Below are 14,300 nucleotides of genomic sequence, written 5' to 3' on the forward strand. Positions count from 1 at the left end.
GCCGGATTGTAGTCCGCCCGTGCACCCGGGGGCCCGCCCCGCCTGACCCGCGGACGCCAGCGAGACAACGATCTTTCCCCGCCAACCCCGCACAACTGTCAGAATCCCCGCATTGATACGGAAAGGATCCGCGCGTGACTCTCGAAACTACCCCGGCACCCGCACTGGCGGCGGACGAACTGACCACCCTGCGCGCCGACGTGGCGGCGCTGGAGTTCATCTTTGACGAACTCGCCCGCGCCATGGACCCGGCCGCGCTGCTCAAGGTGCTGACCTACCTGATCCGCAACGCCAAGCGCGTCGCCTCGGAGACGCAGAGCTACGACAGCCTGGAGCACCGCCGCCTGGTGGCCCAGGTGGAATCGCTGATGGCCCGGGTCGAACCGCAGGCCAAGAAGCAGGCGATGACCGTGCGCAACGAGCACAACCGCCTGAAGAAGGAAAAGGCCCGGCACAAGGCCGACAGCCGCCGCCAGTTGCAGAAGTAAGTAGCCGGCGGGCAAGGTGACTGTTCAGCTGGATTGGAGTAGCATCCAATCCGTCAAGTAGACGTCCGGTGCTGTTTTCCGGATGAAGTGCGGTTCTTGAAGAAACCGGGGGTGCATTGGTTTCGACGGGGGTTGTGAAGTTACTTGGTGCATGCCGAGGGGGCAGCTTTCCTCGTTAATCCAGCAGCAAACTTTTAGTTGCCAACGACGACAACTACGGTTCGAACGACTTCGCAATCGCTGCCTAAAAACAGCTTTAGCGTTTAGTTCTACAGCCGCCTTAGGCGAACCCCCGAACCTACTTGTGCCCGTGCTCGTAGATGTAGGGTCATTATCACGGAACCGGTTGTGATGGCTGCCTGTCAGTCACGACTTAACTAAAGCAGGCTGGTCCTGGGGTGCGCTTTGCACACCGTGCTGCCACAGGATGAGATTCAACGGTGAGCTAAGCATGTAGTACCGGGGATGGAGTGCCTTCGGACGGCGGTTCAATTCCGCCCACCTCCACCAATTAGCCGTTTCGACGGTGCATCAAAGGCTGGAACCCTAGAGAAATCGAAGGTCCCGGCCTTTTTTGTGCCCGTCTTTCGCCAGCAAACAGGCGCTCAGCCCCCTCACGGCAACGTAAACTTCCGCGCCATCCGCAGCGGCCACACCGAGGTGAACTGCGCGCCGCCCACCAGCCGGTACGCCGCAGACACACTGTGCAGCACCCCCATCCTCTCCAGCACATCCTTGGTCTTCCGGAACGTCGGGCGCGGATCCGCAGTGAACATGAAAAGGTTGATCTCTTTCGCGCTGACGTCATAGCCATCCAGCGTCGCGGTCTTGCCGAGCGCGGTGGTCAGCTCGGCCTCCAGCGTCGCGAGGAAGGCCTCATCGTCCAGCGACTTGCGCCAGAATTTGATCACAAGCTGGTAATCCATCAGGCGGACCCGTCATTCAAGAAGTGAACCGCCAAGGTTACCCGCATGGCGGGCATCACGCTGTCGTCGAGGCTGCCGCGATCGTCTGCGCCAGCCGGTCGGCAATGGCCTGCCGCACCTCCGGCGCCAGCCGCGAGCGCGACAGCGCTTCGAACACCCACATGCCGTCGGCGGCGAGCTTGGCGATGAACAGGTCCAGCGCGGCCGGATCGCTCAGGTCCTGCGGTGTGGGAGGCGACCAGCGCTCCACCACCGTGGTCCAGGGCTGCATGTTCTCGTCGGTGGCGGCCGCATCGAACATCAACTGCAGCTCGGCCCGGCTCGCGGTCTGGGCACAGGTGAGTGCGTACGCCTGGTAGCGTTCGGTCCTCCCCGCGGCCTCGGCCGGCTTGCCGGCGGCATCGATCATGCTTGCCTCCCACACGCTGGCCAGGTGCTGGTGGATGCCCTGCAGCAGCGCGTCGCGCGAGGGGAAGTGGTACAGCAACCCGCCCCTGGCGATGCCGGATTCGGTGGCGACCGCTTCGAAGGTGAGCGCGGTGATGCCCTCGCGTTCGATCACGCGGACGGCGGCATCGAGGATGTTGGTTCGGTTGCTCGGGCGCATGGGCTCAGTGGGTGTGGGAGACGGTGGTGGCCGTGCCGGGGCCATGGCGGCGCAGCAGCACGCCGGTGACGACGGTGCCGACCAGCAGCACGGCGGCGATCACATACAGTACCCAAACATAGCTTGCGTCGTAGGCGCTGGTGGCGGCACTGAGCCACCCCGCGTCAGCGCCCGGGCGGGCCGCCTGGGCGAACGCCTGCTGGATGCTCTCACCGGCACCGGCATCCACGCCGTCCGGCAGCGACACGGTGGCCGAGTACAGCGCGGCGATCAGGCTGCCCAGCAGCGAAACCGCGAACAGGCTGCCGAACTCATAGGACACCTCCTCCACCGACGACGCCATGCCGGCGCGATGAGGCGGCACGTTGCCGATGATCGCGGTGGAGGCGACGGAAATGGTCGCGCCCATGCCCAGCCCGGTCAGCAGCAACCCGGCAACGGTCCAGCTCACGTCGCTGCCGAAGGTCGTCGCCACCAGCAGCACGCCCGCGGTGCCGACGCCGAGGCCGCCGGTGATCAAGGGCAGCAGCCCGACGCGGTGCAGGAAGGCTCCGCCGAACATCGCGCTGGGCAGGCAGCCGAGCGCGACCACCGAGACCAGCAGACCGGCCTGCAGCGGCGTGTACTCCGCCACCAGCTGGAAACGCTGGGTGGTCAGCAGCTGCAGGCCCGCAATGGCGAACATCGCGAACGCGGCCGAGAGCACGCCGGCCAGGAACGGCGCGTTGCGGAAGATGGCCACGTCGAGCATCGGGTACGGCAGGCGACGCTGGCGAAGCAGGAACAGCCCCAGGCCGACAACGAACATCAGCGCGGCCCCACCGGCCAGCGGCCAGTTCGGCGGTGCATGCGCAATCTCCTTGATCGCGACCACCAGGCCGGACAAGGCCACCAGGCTGAGCAGCGAGGAGATCATGTCCCACGGCCTGCTCCCATCGGGCGTGCCGTGCGGCGCGAACAGCATCGCGCCCACCAAGGCCAGCAGCACGATCGGCACGTTGATCAGGAACACCGAGCCCCACCAGAAATGCGCCAGCAGCACGCCGCCGACGATCGGGCCGAGGGCACTACCGATGATGGAGATGCAGCCCCAGACCGCGATCGCCAGGTTGCGCTCGCGCTCGTCCTCGAAGGTCAGGCTGATCAGCGCCAGGGTGGCCGGCATCATCGCAGCGGCGCCCACTGCGAGCAGCGCGCGGGCCCCGATCAGCAGGTTGGCATCCGGGGCGAACGCGGCCAGCAGCGAGGCGATGCCGAAGATCACCAGGCCGATCAGGAACATCCGACGGTGACCCAGGCGGTCACCCAGGGTGCCCGCACCCAGCAGCAGGCCCGCCATCACCAGCGGGTAGGCGTTGATGATCCACAGGCCCTGCAGCGGCGTGGCGCCGAGTTCGGCGGTCAGGGTCGGCAAGGCGGTATACAGCACCGAGTTGTCGAGCGTGATCAGCAGCAGGCCGGCGGCGACGGTGAGGAGCAGGCTCCAGCGCTGGGTCTTGGTCGGGGTCATGGGGGCGCAAACGGATCGGGCGGGGTCGTAACTATACAGGACATCCTGTTTTGTTATGAGCCCTCTGCCGCTCGGGTGTTCAGGCTGCGGAGGGCGCGGCGGTGCGCCGCCCGGACGTGGCCGCCCGACCCGTCCATTCGCGTTTGTCCGATGGCAGGGGGCTCATTACCCGGACAGGCGCGCCTGTCCGGTCCGCACGGTGTCGGGGATGGCTATGGACGGACAGAAAGAGGCGTTTCGGCAGGCACACGCCGAGCTGGAACAGTGCTGGACAGGTGGCCGTTCGGCCGCCGAGCGTTGGGCGGTATACGACCAGATCCACGATCGGCTGGTCGCGCAGTGGCCGACCGATGCCAACCGTATCGTCGGGATGATGGTGATATGGGTGACCGAAATCCGCGGCAGCTGCTCGTCCCCCTCCCCGGCCACCGGGTCAGCCGGGAAGAGCACTACCCTGCGGCTGCGCCCCGCCCGCATCGATTCCTGACCGCCTACGGCGCGGGCGGCTGGAAGGGCGCGTTGTGCCCGGCCACTTCCATGTTGATGGCATTGATCAGTGCCGATACGGCGGACGCCAGGCGGCGGCTGTCGGCGATGGAGCCGAAGAACAGGATCGACGTGCCGTCCAGTTCGACGCCGGCCAGGCCCAGTTCGCCCTTCAGCGCGGCGACGCGCTCGTCGAACAGTTTCAACCAGTGCGCATCGGGAATGACATCGAGCATCGCCACGATGGCTTCGTCCGCACCATGATCGACACGGGTCTGCAGTGTCGGGACGTCGAAACCCAGCAGTCGTGGCACGCTGCTGTCCGGTACGGGGATGCTCATGCGGGCATGGTAGCCGGTAACCCTGGGCGGTGCCGGTGACTCCAGCCACAGACCATCCACAATCCCTTGATCGGCGCGCGATCATGCTCGGCAGACAGGCCCCCTCCCGGGCCCCTTGGGACACGCTCATGATGCCGCTCCGCTCAGTACTGTTGACCACCCTGCTCGCCGCGACACCGATGCTGGCCGACGCGGCAGACAAGGTCACCACCACGCCCGTGCACTTCAGCAAAGGTGCCAGCAGCGCCACGCTGCGCGGCACGCTGTCCGGCTATGACACCGTGCGTTACACGATCGCGGCGCGCGCCGGCCAGACCATGGCGGTGACGATCGATGGCAGCCCGAATGCCAACTTCAATGTCTTCGCCCCCGGCGTGGTACCCGGCCAGGGTGAGGCGCTGGGCAGCAACGATGAGAAGCGGCGCTGGAGCGGCACCTTGCCGACCACCGGCACCTATGTCGTGCAGGTCTACCAGATGCGCGCGCAGGCGCGCCGTGGCGAAAAAGCGCCGCACAGCCTGACAGTCGCCATCCGCTGAGCCCATCCCCGGGTATCCTCGGCGTTGTCGGCTTCCTCCTCGCAAGGACCCCGGGATGGACTTCCTCAAACTGCTGCGGTCGCTGGAAGAGTTTCTCTACGAACTGTGTACCTGGTTCCTGTTCTTCCCGCGCACGCTGTATCGCGTGATCGTGCATCCGCGGCGGATGGCCCAGTACGTGGACACCGAACTGAGAGAAAAACTGGAGCACCAGTTCGACGATGCGATCAGCCCGCCGATGTTCCTGATGCTGGCGGTGCTGGTCGCGCACGGGGTCGAACTGATGCTGCACCAGCAGGTGGTCGGCACCGGGGCGTTGTCGCGCTCGGTCTTCGGCAATGAAGAGGGCCTGCTGCTGTTCCGCTCGATCAACTTCGCGATCTGGCCGCTGGTGACCACCACCCACCTGCTGCGGCGCAAACATGTGCCGCTGACCCGCGAGTCGCTGCGCCGGCCGTTCTTCATGCAGTGCTACCTGACGGCCCCGTTCGCGGTGGCACTGTCCACCAGCATGGTCTTCGTCCGGCTGCCGGGCGCGCTGTCGACCACCCTCGGCATCACGGTCGGCGTGATCGCCGCGCTCTGGTATGCGGTGGTGCAGGCCCGCTGGCTGAAGGTCGCGCTGCAGCGTTCCTGGCTCAACACGATCCTCTCCACGGCGTGGGTGCTGGTGCTGGGCTCGCTGATCAACCTCACGACCGGGTTCATCCTGCTGTCGAACTGAGCACCTCGGCGGAACGCTCCGCGAGACGGGAGTAGAGTTCGCAGACGACCTCGGCCTGGGCCAGCTGAAACCGGCCCGCTCCCCGTTCAACCGCCATGTCGCGCATAGCCTTGCCCTGCCCTTCCATGCGACCCTCCGGGAACGTTTTCATGGAATGGAGGGATTCCACATGCTGTCTCGTTTCCATCGGCCCGCGCTGCTGGCCCTGATGATGTTCGCGGCCCCGCTGGGTACCGCCTGGGCGCAGGCACCGGCTGCGTTGAAGGTGATGTCCTTCAACGTCCGCACGCCGGCCGATACCGACCCCGGCAAGCGCTGGGAAGACCGCCGCGATGCGATGGTCACGCTGATCCGTGAGCAGAAGCCCGAGGTGATCGGCACGCAGGAACTGGTGCAGAAACAGGGCGCGTACCTGGTTGAGCACCTGCCCGGGTATTCGCTGTTCGGCAAGGACCGCCGCGGCGGCAACGGCGACGAGCACATGGGCGTGCTGTACGACACCACGCGCTTGAAGGTGCTCGAATCCGGTGACTTCTGGTTGTCCGATACGCCGGACGTGCCGGGCAGCATCACCTGGGGCAACCTGATGCCGCGCATGGTCACCTGGGCACTGTTCCAGCGGCAGGCCGACGGCCAGCGCTTCTATCTGTTCAACACCCACCTGCCCTACCGCGATGAGGATGAGCCGCGTCGCGTGCTCGGTGCGAAGTTGATCGTCTCGCGCCTGGCGGCGCTGCCCAAGGACATCCCGGTGGTGGTCACCGGCGATTTCAACAGTGAGCCCGGCAGTGACACCTACAAGGCGTTCACCGCCGCGCTGGGGGATGCTCGCAAGCTCGCCGGCAGGGTCGACGGACCGCGCCTGACCTTCCACGATTTCACCGGAAAGCCCACGGTGGAACTGGACTGGATCCTGGTGCGCGGCTTCAGCGTGGACCGCTTCAGCACGCTGGACCAGAAACCCGGTGGCGTGCTGCCGTCGGACCATTATCCGGTCCAGGCCGAGCTGCGTTTTGCTGCACCGGCTGCCGCCGCAGGCAGGTAAGCGCCTGTCCGCTGGACGGCCGGGAGCCGTCCAGCGGTATCACACCGCCGCGATGGCGGTGCGATAGCGGGGTCGTCACCGGCGCTGCGGTCAGCGCTGCGTGACCGCGACCGGGGTGTTCGCCGCATCCTGCTGCTGGCCCCAGCCACCCAAGGCCTTGTACACGCCGACCACGCTGACGTTGACCGTGGATTCGGCCTCGGCCAGCGCGTCATCCGCGGCAAGCTGCGTGCGCTGTGCATCCAGCAGGGTCAGGAAGTCTTCCGACCCTTCGCGGAAGCGGATCTGCGCCAACTCCTCGGCACGCCCTGCGGCCTGGGCCTGCTCGGCGACGATCGCCAGGCGGGCCTGCTGCTTGGCGTAACGCGTCAGGGCGTTCTCGGTGTCTTCCAGTGCCAGCAGCACGGCCTTTTCGTACTCGGCCGCAGCACCGTCGGCCTGCGCCTTGCTCGCACGCAGACGGGCTTTCACCGTGCCGAAATCGAACGCGGCCCAGCTGATCGACGGGGTCACCGACCATGCCTTGTTGTTGCCGTTGACCAGCCCACTGGCATCGCCGGACAGGAAGCCGACGAAGCCGCTCAGGCTGATCCGCGGGAACAGATCGGCCGTGGCCACGCCAACGCGCGCCGTCGCCGCCGCCAGCCGGCGCTCGGCCACGCGCACATCGGCCCGCTGACGCAGCAGACCGGTGGTGTCACCCAGCGGCAAGGCCTTGGCGTACGGCCGCATCTCGCGTGGCTGCAGCAGGCTGTCCAGCGCGTCCGGGCGCTGGCCCAGCAATACCGCCAGGCGATGCCGTGACTGCACTTCGGCCACTTCCAGCAGCGGGATGTCGGCCTCGATCGCCTTCAGTCGGGCACGGCTGCTCTGCACGTCCAGCTCGCTGCCGGCGCCCAGTTCCCACCGCGTTTCGGTGAGCTTCTGGGTGTCGCGCAGGTTGACCAGGGTGCGTTTGGCCACCGCGATGCGCTTCTGGGTACCGCGCAGCTCGAAGTAGTTGCGGGCCACCTCGGCGGCGACGGTGACCTGCGCATCGGCGAGGTTGTCCTGCTCGGCACCCAGGTCCGCGCGCGCCGCTTCGGCGGCACGGCGCTGACGGCCGAACAGATCCAGCTCCCAGCCGGCATCGAAGCCGAGCTGGTAGGTCTCGCTGAAGACGCGCTCGCCACCGACGGTTGCATCCGGCTGCTTGCGACGGTCGTAGCTGCCACCGCTGGTGACGTGCGGCAACTGGTCCAGGCGCTGCTCGACAAACACCGCGCGGGCCTCACGCACGCGCGACATCGCGATGCGCAGGTCCAGGTTGGTGCCCAGTGCGTCATGCACCAGCTGCTCCAGCACCGGGTCATCGAACTGGGCCCACCAGCTCGCCACCGGCGAGGTGGTGGTGAACACCGGCGCGGCGGCGCCCTGCAGGGTCACCGGCTGGGCCGGTGGCGCCTGGTAGTTGGGGCCGACGCTGACGCAGCCGGCCAGCAGCGCGCTGGTCACGGCCACGGTCAACAGGCGGATCACCATGGCAGCACCTCGCCGAGGTAGGTGAAGCTGCCGTTCGGGCCGTCGGCATCGATCAGCGCCATGCCGACGCTGGAACGCGCGCCTTCGCTGATTTCGATTTCGCCCTCGCCACCGTTCATATCGGTTTTGACGTAGCCCGGATGCACGGTGTTGACCTTGGTGGTGCTGTCGCGCAGCTCGTACGCCAGCTGCACGGTCCAGGCATTCACCGCGCTCTTGGAGGCGTTGTAGGCCGGCACCGCGAAGCCGTAGATCGGCGAGCCGGGCTGGCTGTGCAGGGTCAGCGAGCCCAGGATGCTCGACACGTTGACGATGCGGCCGGCCGGCGACGCGTTGAGCAGCGGCAGGAAGGCCTGGGTGACGGCGATCACTGCGAACACATTGGTGTCGAAGGTATCGCGCCAGGTCTGCAGGGTCTGCGCCGACGGGGCCAGTTTGATGTCGTCCAGCAGGATGCCGGCGTTGTTGACCAGGATGTCCAGGCGGCCGTGACGCTCGGTCACGGTCTGCACGGCGGCGGCGATGCTGGCGGCATCGTCCACGTCGAGCTGGATCGCCTCGACCGGCAGGCCCTCGGCCTGCAGCTTCAGCGCCTCGGCCACGGCAACGTCGCGCTTGCGCCCGGCCAGCAGCGTATGCACGCCGGCCTGGGCCAGCTGGCGGACGGTTTCCAGGCCGATGCCGCGGGTGGCACCGGTGACCAGGGCGATCTTTTGGGTAGCGGTATTCATGTGAAAAACCTCGCGGAGGAAGGAATCAATGGTGGATGGTCGGTTCGCCGTGGGTCACCAGCTGCCCGCCGCCGTTACGGCTGACGAACTTGCGCAGGGCCACGTAGAACACCGGGGTCAGGAACAGGCCGAACAGGGTGACGCCCAGCATGCCGGCGAACACCGTGATACCGGTCACCGAGCGGACTTCCGCACCGGCGCCATGCGAGATCACCAGCGGGATGGTGCCGGCAATGAACGCGATGGAGGTCATCACGATCGGGCGCAGACGCAGGCGGCACGCTTCCAGCGCAGCCTCGACGATGCCCTTGCCGCCCATTTCCAGTTCGCGGGCGAACTCGACGATCAGGATCGCGTTCTTGCATGCCAGGCCCATCAGCACCACCAGGCCGACCTGCACGAACACGTTGTTGTCGCCACCGGTCGTCCATACGCCGAACAACGCCGACAGCAGGGTCATCGGGACAATCAGGATCACCGCCAGCGGCAGCGACCAGCTTTCATACAGCGCAGCCAGCACCAGGAACGCCAGCAGGATCGCCACCGGGAACACGATGAAGGCGGCCTTGCCCTGGGTGGCCTGCTGGTAGCTCAGGTCGGTCCACTCGGTCTGCATGCCCACCGGCAGGACCTGCCCGGCGATCTCGGTCAGCTTGGCCATGGCCTCGGCCGAGGACAGCATGCGCGGGTCGGCTTCGCCGGCCAGATCGGCCGCCGGGTAACCGTTGAAGCGCAGCACAGGATCCGGACCGTAGGTCTCCTTCACGGTGACCATCGAGCCGATCGGCACCATCTCGCCACGGTTGTTGCGGGTACGCAGGCGACCGATGTCTTCCACGCTGTCACGGAACTGGCCGTCGGCCTGCGCGATCACCTGCCAGGTACGCCCGAACTGGTTGAAGTCGTTCACGTACGCCGAACCCAGGTAGGTCTGCAGCGTGTCGAACAATTCGGTCAGCTCCACGCCCTGGGCCTTGGCCTTGACGCGGTCCACTTCGGCATCCAACTGCGGCACGTTGGCCTGGTAGCTGGTGATCGGGAACGCCATTCCCGGGGTCTGCGCGACCGCGCCCTGCATCGTGCTGACGGCAGTCTGCAGTGCGCCGTAGCCGAGATTGCCACGGTCCTGGATGAACATCTGGTAGCCGTTGCCGTTGCCCAGGCCGAGGATCGGCGGCGGCATCATGGAGAACGCGAAGCCCTCCTGCAGCCCGGCGATCTTGGCGTTGATCTCGGCATTGATCTGCGCGGCAGTGCGGCCCTTGCGCTCACTGAACGGCTTGAGCGGAACGAACGCCACACCGGTGTTGGGCGTGTTGGTGAACTGCAGCGCGTTCAGACCCGGGAACTGGATCGTGTGCGCCACGCCATCGGTATTGCGCGCGATCTCGGCGACCTTGGCCAGCATGGCGTCGGTGCGTGCGATAGAGGAACCTTCCGGCAGCTTCACACCGGCGATCAGGTACAGCTTGTCCTGGGTCGGGATGAAGCCGGCCGGGACCGCTTTGAACATCAGGCCGGTGGCCAGCAGCAGGCCGGCGTAGACCACGAACACCAGGCCACGACGGCCCAGCAGGCGGCCGACCGAACCGTGGTACTTCTCCGAGCTGGTCTTGAAGAAGCGGTTGAACGGACGGAAGATCCAGCCGAACAGACGGTCGATCAGGCGGGTCAGGCCATCTTTCGGTGCACCGTGCGGCTTGAGCAGGCGCGCGGCCAGGGCCGGCGACAGGGTCAGCGAGTTGATCGCCGAGATCACGGTCGAGATCGCGATGGTGACGGCGAACTGCTTGTAGAACGCACCGGTCACGCCCGACAGGAACGCCATCGGCACGAACACGGCACACAGCACCAGCGCGATCGCCACGATCGGGCCGGAGACTTCACGCATCGCCTGGTGGGCCGCGGCCAGCGGGGTCAGGCCTTCTTCGATGTTGCGCTCGACGTTCTCCACCACCACGATCGCGTCATCGACCACGATGCCGATCGCCAGCACCAGCCCGAACAGCGTCAAGGTGTTGATCGAGAAGCCCAGCACGTACAGCGCCGCAAACGTACCCACGATGGACACCGGCACCGCGATCAACGGAATGATCGAGGCGCGCCAGGTCTGCAGGAACAGGATCACCACCAGCACCACCAGCGCGATCGCCTCCAGCAGCGTGGAGACCACGGCCTTGACCGAGTCGCGCACGAAGATGGTGGTGTCGTACACCGCTTCGTACTTCACGCCGGCCGGGAACTGCTTGGTCAGCTCATCCATGGTGTGGATGACCGAATCGCGGATTTCCAGCGCGTTGGCGCCCGGGGCCTGGAAGATACCGATACCGACCGCGTTCTTGCCGTCCAGCTGCGAACGCAGCGTGTAGTCACCGGCACCCAGTTCCAGGCGGGCGACATCGGACAGGCGCACCACTTCACCGTCGTCACCGGCCTTGAGCACGATGTCGCGGAATTCCTGTTCGCTGCGCAGGCGACCCTGGGCGTTGATCAGGGTCAGGAAGTCGCTGCTCGGCATCGGTTCGGCGCCGAGCTGGCCGGCCGAGACCTGCACGTTCTGCTCGCGCATCGCACGCACCACGTCGCTGGCGGTCAGGCCACGCGCGGCGATCTTGTCCGGGTCCAGCCACGCACGCATGGCGTAGTCGCCGCCGCCGAACATCTGCGCATCACCGACGCCCTGCAGGCGTGCCAGCGCATCCTTGACGTGCAGGCGGGCGTAGTTGCGCAGGTACAGCGAGTCGTACTTGCCGTCCGGAGAGGTCAGGTGGACCACCATCAGGAAGGTCGGCGACTGCTTCTGGGTGGAGACACCCTGGCGGCGCACGTCTTCCGGCAGGCGCGCCTGCGCCTGGGCGACGCGGTTCTGCACCTTGACCGCCGCCTCGTCCGGGTCGGTACCCGGGCGGAAGGTCACGGTCATCTGCAGCACGCCGTCGGAGCCGGCGACGGACTTGATGTACATCATGTCCTCGACGCCGTTGATCGCTTCTTCCAGTGGCGTGGCCACGGTTTCAGCGATCACCTTGGGGTTGGCGCCCGGGTACACCGTGCGCACCACCACCGATGGCGGCACCACTTCGGGGTACTCGCTGATCGGCAGCATGGGGATCGCGATCAGGCCTGCGGCGAAGATCACGATCGACAGCACCGCCGCGAAGATCGGCCTGTCAATGAAAAAACGGGAAAAGTCCATGGGTGGATTCCTGGGTGTTCGCCGACACCGGCGTGCAGGCCCCCTGCCGCTGTCGCGGACGACAGCGGAGACGGGCAGCCCCGCACGGGGCATCAGCGAGGGAAGATCAGTTCAGAGCGGCGGTGGCTTTCGGCGCAACGGTGCCGCCGGCCGGCTGCATCGCGACGGCCTTGGCCTGGACCGGCATGCCCGGCATGAAGACTTTCTGCACGCCGTCGATGATCACGCGGTCACCGGCCTTCAGGCCCTGCTCGACGATGCGCAGGCCGTCGGCGGTGCGGCCGAGTTCGATATCACGGCGCTGTGCCTTGTTGTCCTTGTCGACCACGTAGACGAACTTGCGGTCCTGGTCGGTCAGCACGGCCTTGTCATCGATCAGCATGGCCTGGAACTGGCCGCTGCCGAGCAGCTGCACGCGCGCGAACAGGCCCGGGGTGAAGGCGCGGTCGGCGTTGTCCAGCAGCGCGCGGACCCGGATGGTGCCGGTGCTGCGGGTGACCTGGTTGTCCAGGAAGTCGACCTTGCCTTCATGCGGGTAGCCGGTCTCGCCGGACAGGCCGACCTTCACCGGCAGTTCGCTGTCACGCTCGCTCGGGCGTTCACCCTTGCGGGCCATCTGGGCGTAGCGCAGGAAGGTCCCTTCATCGGCATCGAAGTACACATGCACCTTGTCCAGCGAGACCAGCGTGGTCAGCACGCTGGCACTGTCGCCGGCGGTCACCAGGTTGCCGGCGGTCACCATCGCGCGGCCGGCACGGCCGTTGATCGGGGCGCGCACCTGGGTGAACTCCATGTTCAACCGCGCCGCATCCACCGCCGCCTGCGCGGCCTGGACCTGCGCCAGTGCCTGTTCGGACACCGCGCGGCGCTGCTCCCAGGTCTCGGTGGAGATCGCCTGCTGCTCGGACAGGCGGCGGGCACGGTCGGCTTCGCTGCGGCTCACCTGGGCCTGGGTGCGCGCGCGGTTGAGCTCGGCGGTGGCGCGGTCCAGCTCGGCGCGATAGCTGCGTGCGTCGATGGTGAACAGCACGTCGCCCTTCTTGACCTCCTGGCCTTCGACATAGTTGACCTTGTCGATGTAGCCGGAGACGCGCGGGCGCAGTTCAACGCTTTCGACCGCTTCGACGCGGCCACTGAAGTCGTCCCACTGACTGACCTGCTTGACCAGCACCGGGGCGGCGCTGACCGACGGCGGCGGCGGCATGCCGGCTTCTTCAGCGTGACTGCCACTGCAGGCGGTCAGCACCGCGGCGGCGAGGATCGAGACGCCGGCCATGGCCAGCCGTCGGGTGAAACGATGCGGGGAGGAGTTGGAAGTCATGTCATGCATCCGTACGTAGGGGTGGTGATACAGAATCGAAAACGTGGGGCGACGTGGGGGGCGTAGCCTGGGACCTGAACCTTGGTAGAGGTCAAGCGGTGCCGGCCGTGTTGCGCGACATCGGAGGGGGGCGATCCAGATGCAGCAGCCCGCGCGGCAACTCGGCATCGCGCGCGTCGCAGCGCACGATCGCGCGGTTGTCGGTGCAGTTGTCCAGCAGCGAGACCACGCGACGGCCGACCAGCAGCGCGCTCGGCCATTCGATGCAGGCCTTGGCCGCATTCGCCGGGGTACACACCGGATCGCACACTTCCAGCATCTGCGCGCGCACACCGAGGGCCTGTGCCTCCTGGTGCAGCACCTGCGCGTACATGCGCGTGGCGGACATGGTGATGGAGGATTCCCCATGCCCGGCCCACGGCTTGAAACCGGCCGGGCCGCCGACCAGCACGTAGCGCCGCGCCTGGCCGCCACCGCGCAGCAGCGGCAGCAGATGCCGCCCCGCATGCACGTGCGGCATCACGTCGGCCTGCAGCGCGTGCAACAGTGCATCACCACTGCGGTCGGTCACCCGCCCGCGGTTGTACGGGCCGCCCATGGCATCGACCACGGCCGCCAGCGCACGGCGACGCCCGCCGATGCGCTCGGCCACGGTGCGCGCAGAGCCGTCATCGCCCAACGAGCCAAGCAGGACTTCCAGCCCGGGCTCATCGGCGAACTGCTCCTGCAGCGCGGCCAGCCGCGTGGGATCGCGGCCGACCACCAGGACCGGGCTGCCGGCCTCCAGCAAAGCGGCCACGATGCCCTGGCCCACGCTGCCGGTGCCACCGAGCACCAGCACCTCGGGGGCCAATGTCCCATTCAT

General features: G+C 67.0%; 14 protein-coding genes and 1 other RNA gene. 6 read left to right on the forward strand and 9 right to left on the reverse strand.

Going from position 1 to position 14,300, the window contains the following annotated elements; translation table 11 throughout:
* Positions 1 to 134 precede the first annotated feature (134 nt).
* Both HDC96_RS06075 and ssrA read left to right on the forward strand, forming a co-directional pair.
* On the forward strand, positions 135 to 488 hold the full coding sequence (locus tag HDC96_RS06075) for a hypothetical protein (protein WP_121042052.1): 354 nt from the start codon (positions 135 to 137) through the stop codon (positions 486 to 488).
* Positions 489 to 595: 107 nt separating this feature from the next.
* Positions 596 to 998, forward strand: a transfer-messenger RNA (tmRNA) gene (ssrA, locus tag HDC96_RS06080).
* Positions 999 to 1,102: 104 nt separating this feature from the next.
* On the opposite strand, the gene HDC96_RS06085 is transcribed toward ssrA, so the two are convergent.
* Genes HDC96_RS06085 through HDC96_RS06095 form a run of 3 tightly spaced genes read right to left on the reverse strand, consistent with a single transcriptional unit; the run spans position 1,103 to position 3,531 of the window.
* The gene (locus HDC96_RS06085; protein WP_179459177.1) at positions 1,103 to 1,414 is read right to left on the reverse strand and encodes a hypothetical protein; all 312 of its coding nucleotides are present in this window, start codon (positions 1,412 to 1,414) and stop codon (positions 1,103 to 1,105) included.
* Between the two features lie 55 nt (positions 1,415 to 1,469).
* Complete coding sequence (locus HDC96_RS06090; RefSeq protein ID WP_179459178.1) at positions 1,470 to 2,021, reverse strand: TetR/AcrR family transcriptional regulator; 552 nt, start codon at positions 2,019 to 2,021, stop codon at positions 1,470 to 1,472.
* 4 nt (positions 2,022 to 2,025) lie between these two features.
* Positions 2,026 to 3,531: an MFS transporter gene (locus HDC96_RS06095; RefSeq protein WP_179459179.1), complete on the reverse strand. Its 1,506-nt coding sequence runs from the start codon at positions 3,529 to 3,531 to the stop codon at positions 2,026 to 2,028.
* 208 nt (positions 3,532 to 3,739) lie between these two features.
* Here HDC96_RS06095 and HDC96_RS06100 point away from each other — a divergent pair, with 208 nt between their 5' ends.
* A complete protein-coding gene (locus tag HDC96_RS06100; protein WP_179459180.1) occupies positions 3,740 to 4,018 on the forward strand; it encodes a hypothetical protein in 279 nt (92 codons plus the stop codon).
* Positions 4,019 to 4,022: 4 nt separating this feature from the next.
* Here the strand turns inward: HDC96_RS06100 and HDC96_RS06105 are convergent, their stop codons facing one another.
* The gene (locus HDC96_RS06105) at positions 4,023 to 4,358 is read right to left on the reverse strand and encodes a hypothetical protein (RefSeq protein WP_218842028.1); all 336 of its coding nucleotides are present in this window, start codon (positions 4,356 to 4,358) and stop codon (positions 4,023 to 4,025) included.
* Between the two features lie 128 nt (positions 4,359 to 4,486).
* Here HDC96_RS06105 and HDC96_RS06110 point away from each other — a divergent pair, with 128 nt between their 5' ends.
* From HDC96_RS06110 to HDC96_RS06120, 3 genes are all read left to right on the forward strand, one after another.
* Complete coding sequence (locus HDC96_RS06110; protein WP_179459181.1) at positions 4,487 to 4,897, forward strand: g-type lysozyme inhibitor; 411 nt, start codon at positions 4,487 to 4,489, stop codon at positions 4,895 to 4,897.
* Positions 4,898 to 4,952: 55 nt separating this feature from the next.
* Positions 4,953 to 5,621, forward strand: coding sequence for a hypothetical protein (locus HDC96_RS06115; protein WP_179459182.1), 669 nt, complete (start codon positions 4,953 to 4,955; stop codon positions 5,619 to 5,621).
* A 169-nt stretch (positions 5,622 to 5,790) separates the two neighbouring features.
* A complete protein-coding gene (locus HDC96_RS06120) occupies positions 5,791 to 6,666 on the forward strand; it encodes an endonuclease/exonuclease/phosphatase family protein (RefSeq protein ID WP_179459183.1) in 876 nt (291 codons plus the stop codon).
* Positions 6,667 to 6,756: 90 nt separating this feature from the next.
* Here the strand turns inward: HDC96_RS06120 and HDC96_RS06125 are convergent, their stop codons facing one another.
* From HDC96_RS06125 to HDC96_RS06145, 5 genes are all read right to left on the reverse strand, one after another.
* Positions 6,757 to 8,187 (reverse strand): efflux transporter outer membrane subunit, encoded by a 1,431-nt coding sequence (locus HDC96_RS06125; RefSeq protein WP_179459184.1) that lies wholly within the window; start codon positions 8,185 to 8,187, stop codon positions 6,757 to 6,759.
* Positions 8,181 to 8,918 (reverse strand): SDR family oxidoreductase, encoded by a 738-nt coding sequence (locus HDC96_RS06130; protein WP_179459185.1) that lies wholly within the window; start codon positions 8,916 to 8,918, stop codon positions 8,181 to 8,183. Before HDC96_RS06130 ends, HDC96_RS06125 begins: the two co-directional genes overlap by 7 nt.
* 25 nt (positions 8,919 to 8,943) lie before the next feature.
* On the reverse strand, positions 8,944 to 12,114 hold the full coding sequence (locus HDC96_RS06135) for a multidrug efflux RND transporter permease subunit (RefSeq protein ID WP_179459186.1): 3,171 nt from the start codon (positions 12,112 to 12,114) through the stop codon (positions 8,944 to 8,946).
* A gap of 106 nt (positions 12,115 to 12,220) precedes the next feature.
* Positions 12,221 to 13,435, reverse strand: a complete 1,215-nt coding sequence (locus HDC96_RS06140) for an efflux RND transporter periplasmic adaptor subunit (RefSeq protein WP_179459187.1) — start codon at positions 13,433 to 13,435, stop codon at positions 12,221 to 12,223.
* Positions 13,436 to 13,526: 91 nt separating this feature from the next.
* A complete protein-coding gene (locus HDC96_RS06145; RefSeq protein ID WP_179459188.1) occupies positions 13,527 to 14,300 on the reverse strand; it encodes an SDR family oxidoreductase in 774 nt (257 codons plus the stop codon).

Origin of the sequence: Stenotrophomonas sp. JAI102, assembly GCF_013409105.1 — a bacterium.
GTDB classification, from domain to species: Bacteria; Pseudomonadota; Gammaproteobacteria; order Xanthomonadales; family Xanthomonadaceae; genus Stenotrophomonas; species Stenotrophomonas maltophilia_AA.

Excerpts from the sequence above, each read along its gene's own strand:
- HDC96_RS06085 (WP_179459177.1), bottom strand. The coding sequence starts at position 1,414 with ATGGATTACCAGCTTGTGATCAAATTCTGGCGCAAGTCGCTGGACGAT.
- HDC96_RS06090 (WP_179459178.1), bottom strand. The coding sequence starts at position 2,021 with ATGCGCCCGAGCAACCGAACCAACATCCTCGATGCCGCCGTCCGCGTG.
- HDC96_RS06095 (WP_179459179.1), bottom strand. The coding sequence starts at position 3,531 with ATGACCCCGACCAAGACCCAGCGCTGGAGCCTGCTCCTCACCGTCGCC.
- HDC96_RS06100 (WP_179459180.1), top strand. The coding sequence starts at position 3,740 with ATGGCTATGGACGGACAGAAAGAGGCGTTTCGGCAGGCACACGCCGAG.
- HDC96_RS06105 (WP_218842028.1), bottom strand. The coding sequence starts at position 4,358 with ATGAGCATCCCCGTACCGGACAGCAGCGTGCCACGACTGCTGGGTTTC.
- HDC96_RS06110 (WP_179459181.1), top strand. The coding sequence starts at position 4,487 with ATGATGCCGCTCCGCTCAGTACTGTTGACCACCCTGCTCGCCGCGACA.
- HDC96_RS06115 (WP_179459182.1), top strand. The coding sequence starts at position 4,953 with ATGGACTTCCTCAAACTGCTGCGGTCGCTGGAAGAGTTTCTCTACGAA.
- HDC96_RS06120 (WP_179459183.1), top strand. The coding sequence starts at position 5,791 with ATGCTGTCTCGTTTCCATCGGCCCGCGCTGCTGGCCCTGATGATGTTC.
- HDC96_RS06125 (WP_179459184.1), bottom strand. The coding sequence starts at position 8,187 with ATGGTGATCCGCCTGTTGACCGTGGCCGTGACCAGCGCGCTGCTGGCC.
- HDC96_RS06130 (WP_179459185.1), bottom strand. The coding sequence starts at position 8,918 with ATGAATACCGCTACCCAAAAGATCGCCCTGGTCACCGGTGCCACCCGC.
- HDC96_RS06135 (WP_179459186.1), bottom strand. The coding sequence starts at position 12,114 with ATGGACTTTTCCCGTTTTTTCATTGACAGGCCGATCTTCGCGGCGGTG.
- HDC96_RS06140 (WP_179459187.1), bottom strand. The coding sequence starts at position 13,435 with ATGACTTCCAACTCCTCCCCGCATCGTTTCACCCGACGGCTGGCCATG.
- HDC96_RS06145 (WP_179459188.1), bottom strand. The coding sequence starts at position 14,300 with ATGAATGGGACATTGGCCCCCGAGGTGCTGGTGCTCGGTGGCACCGGC.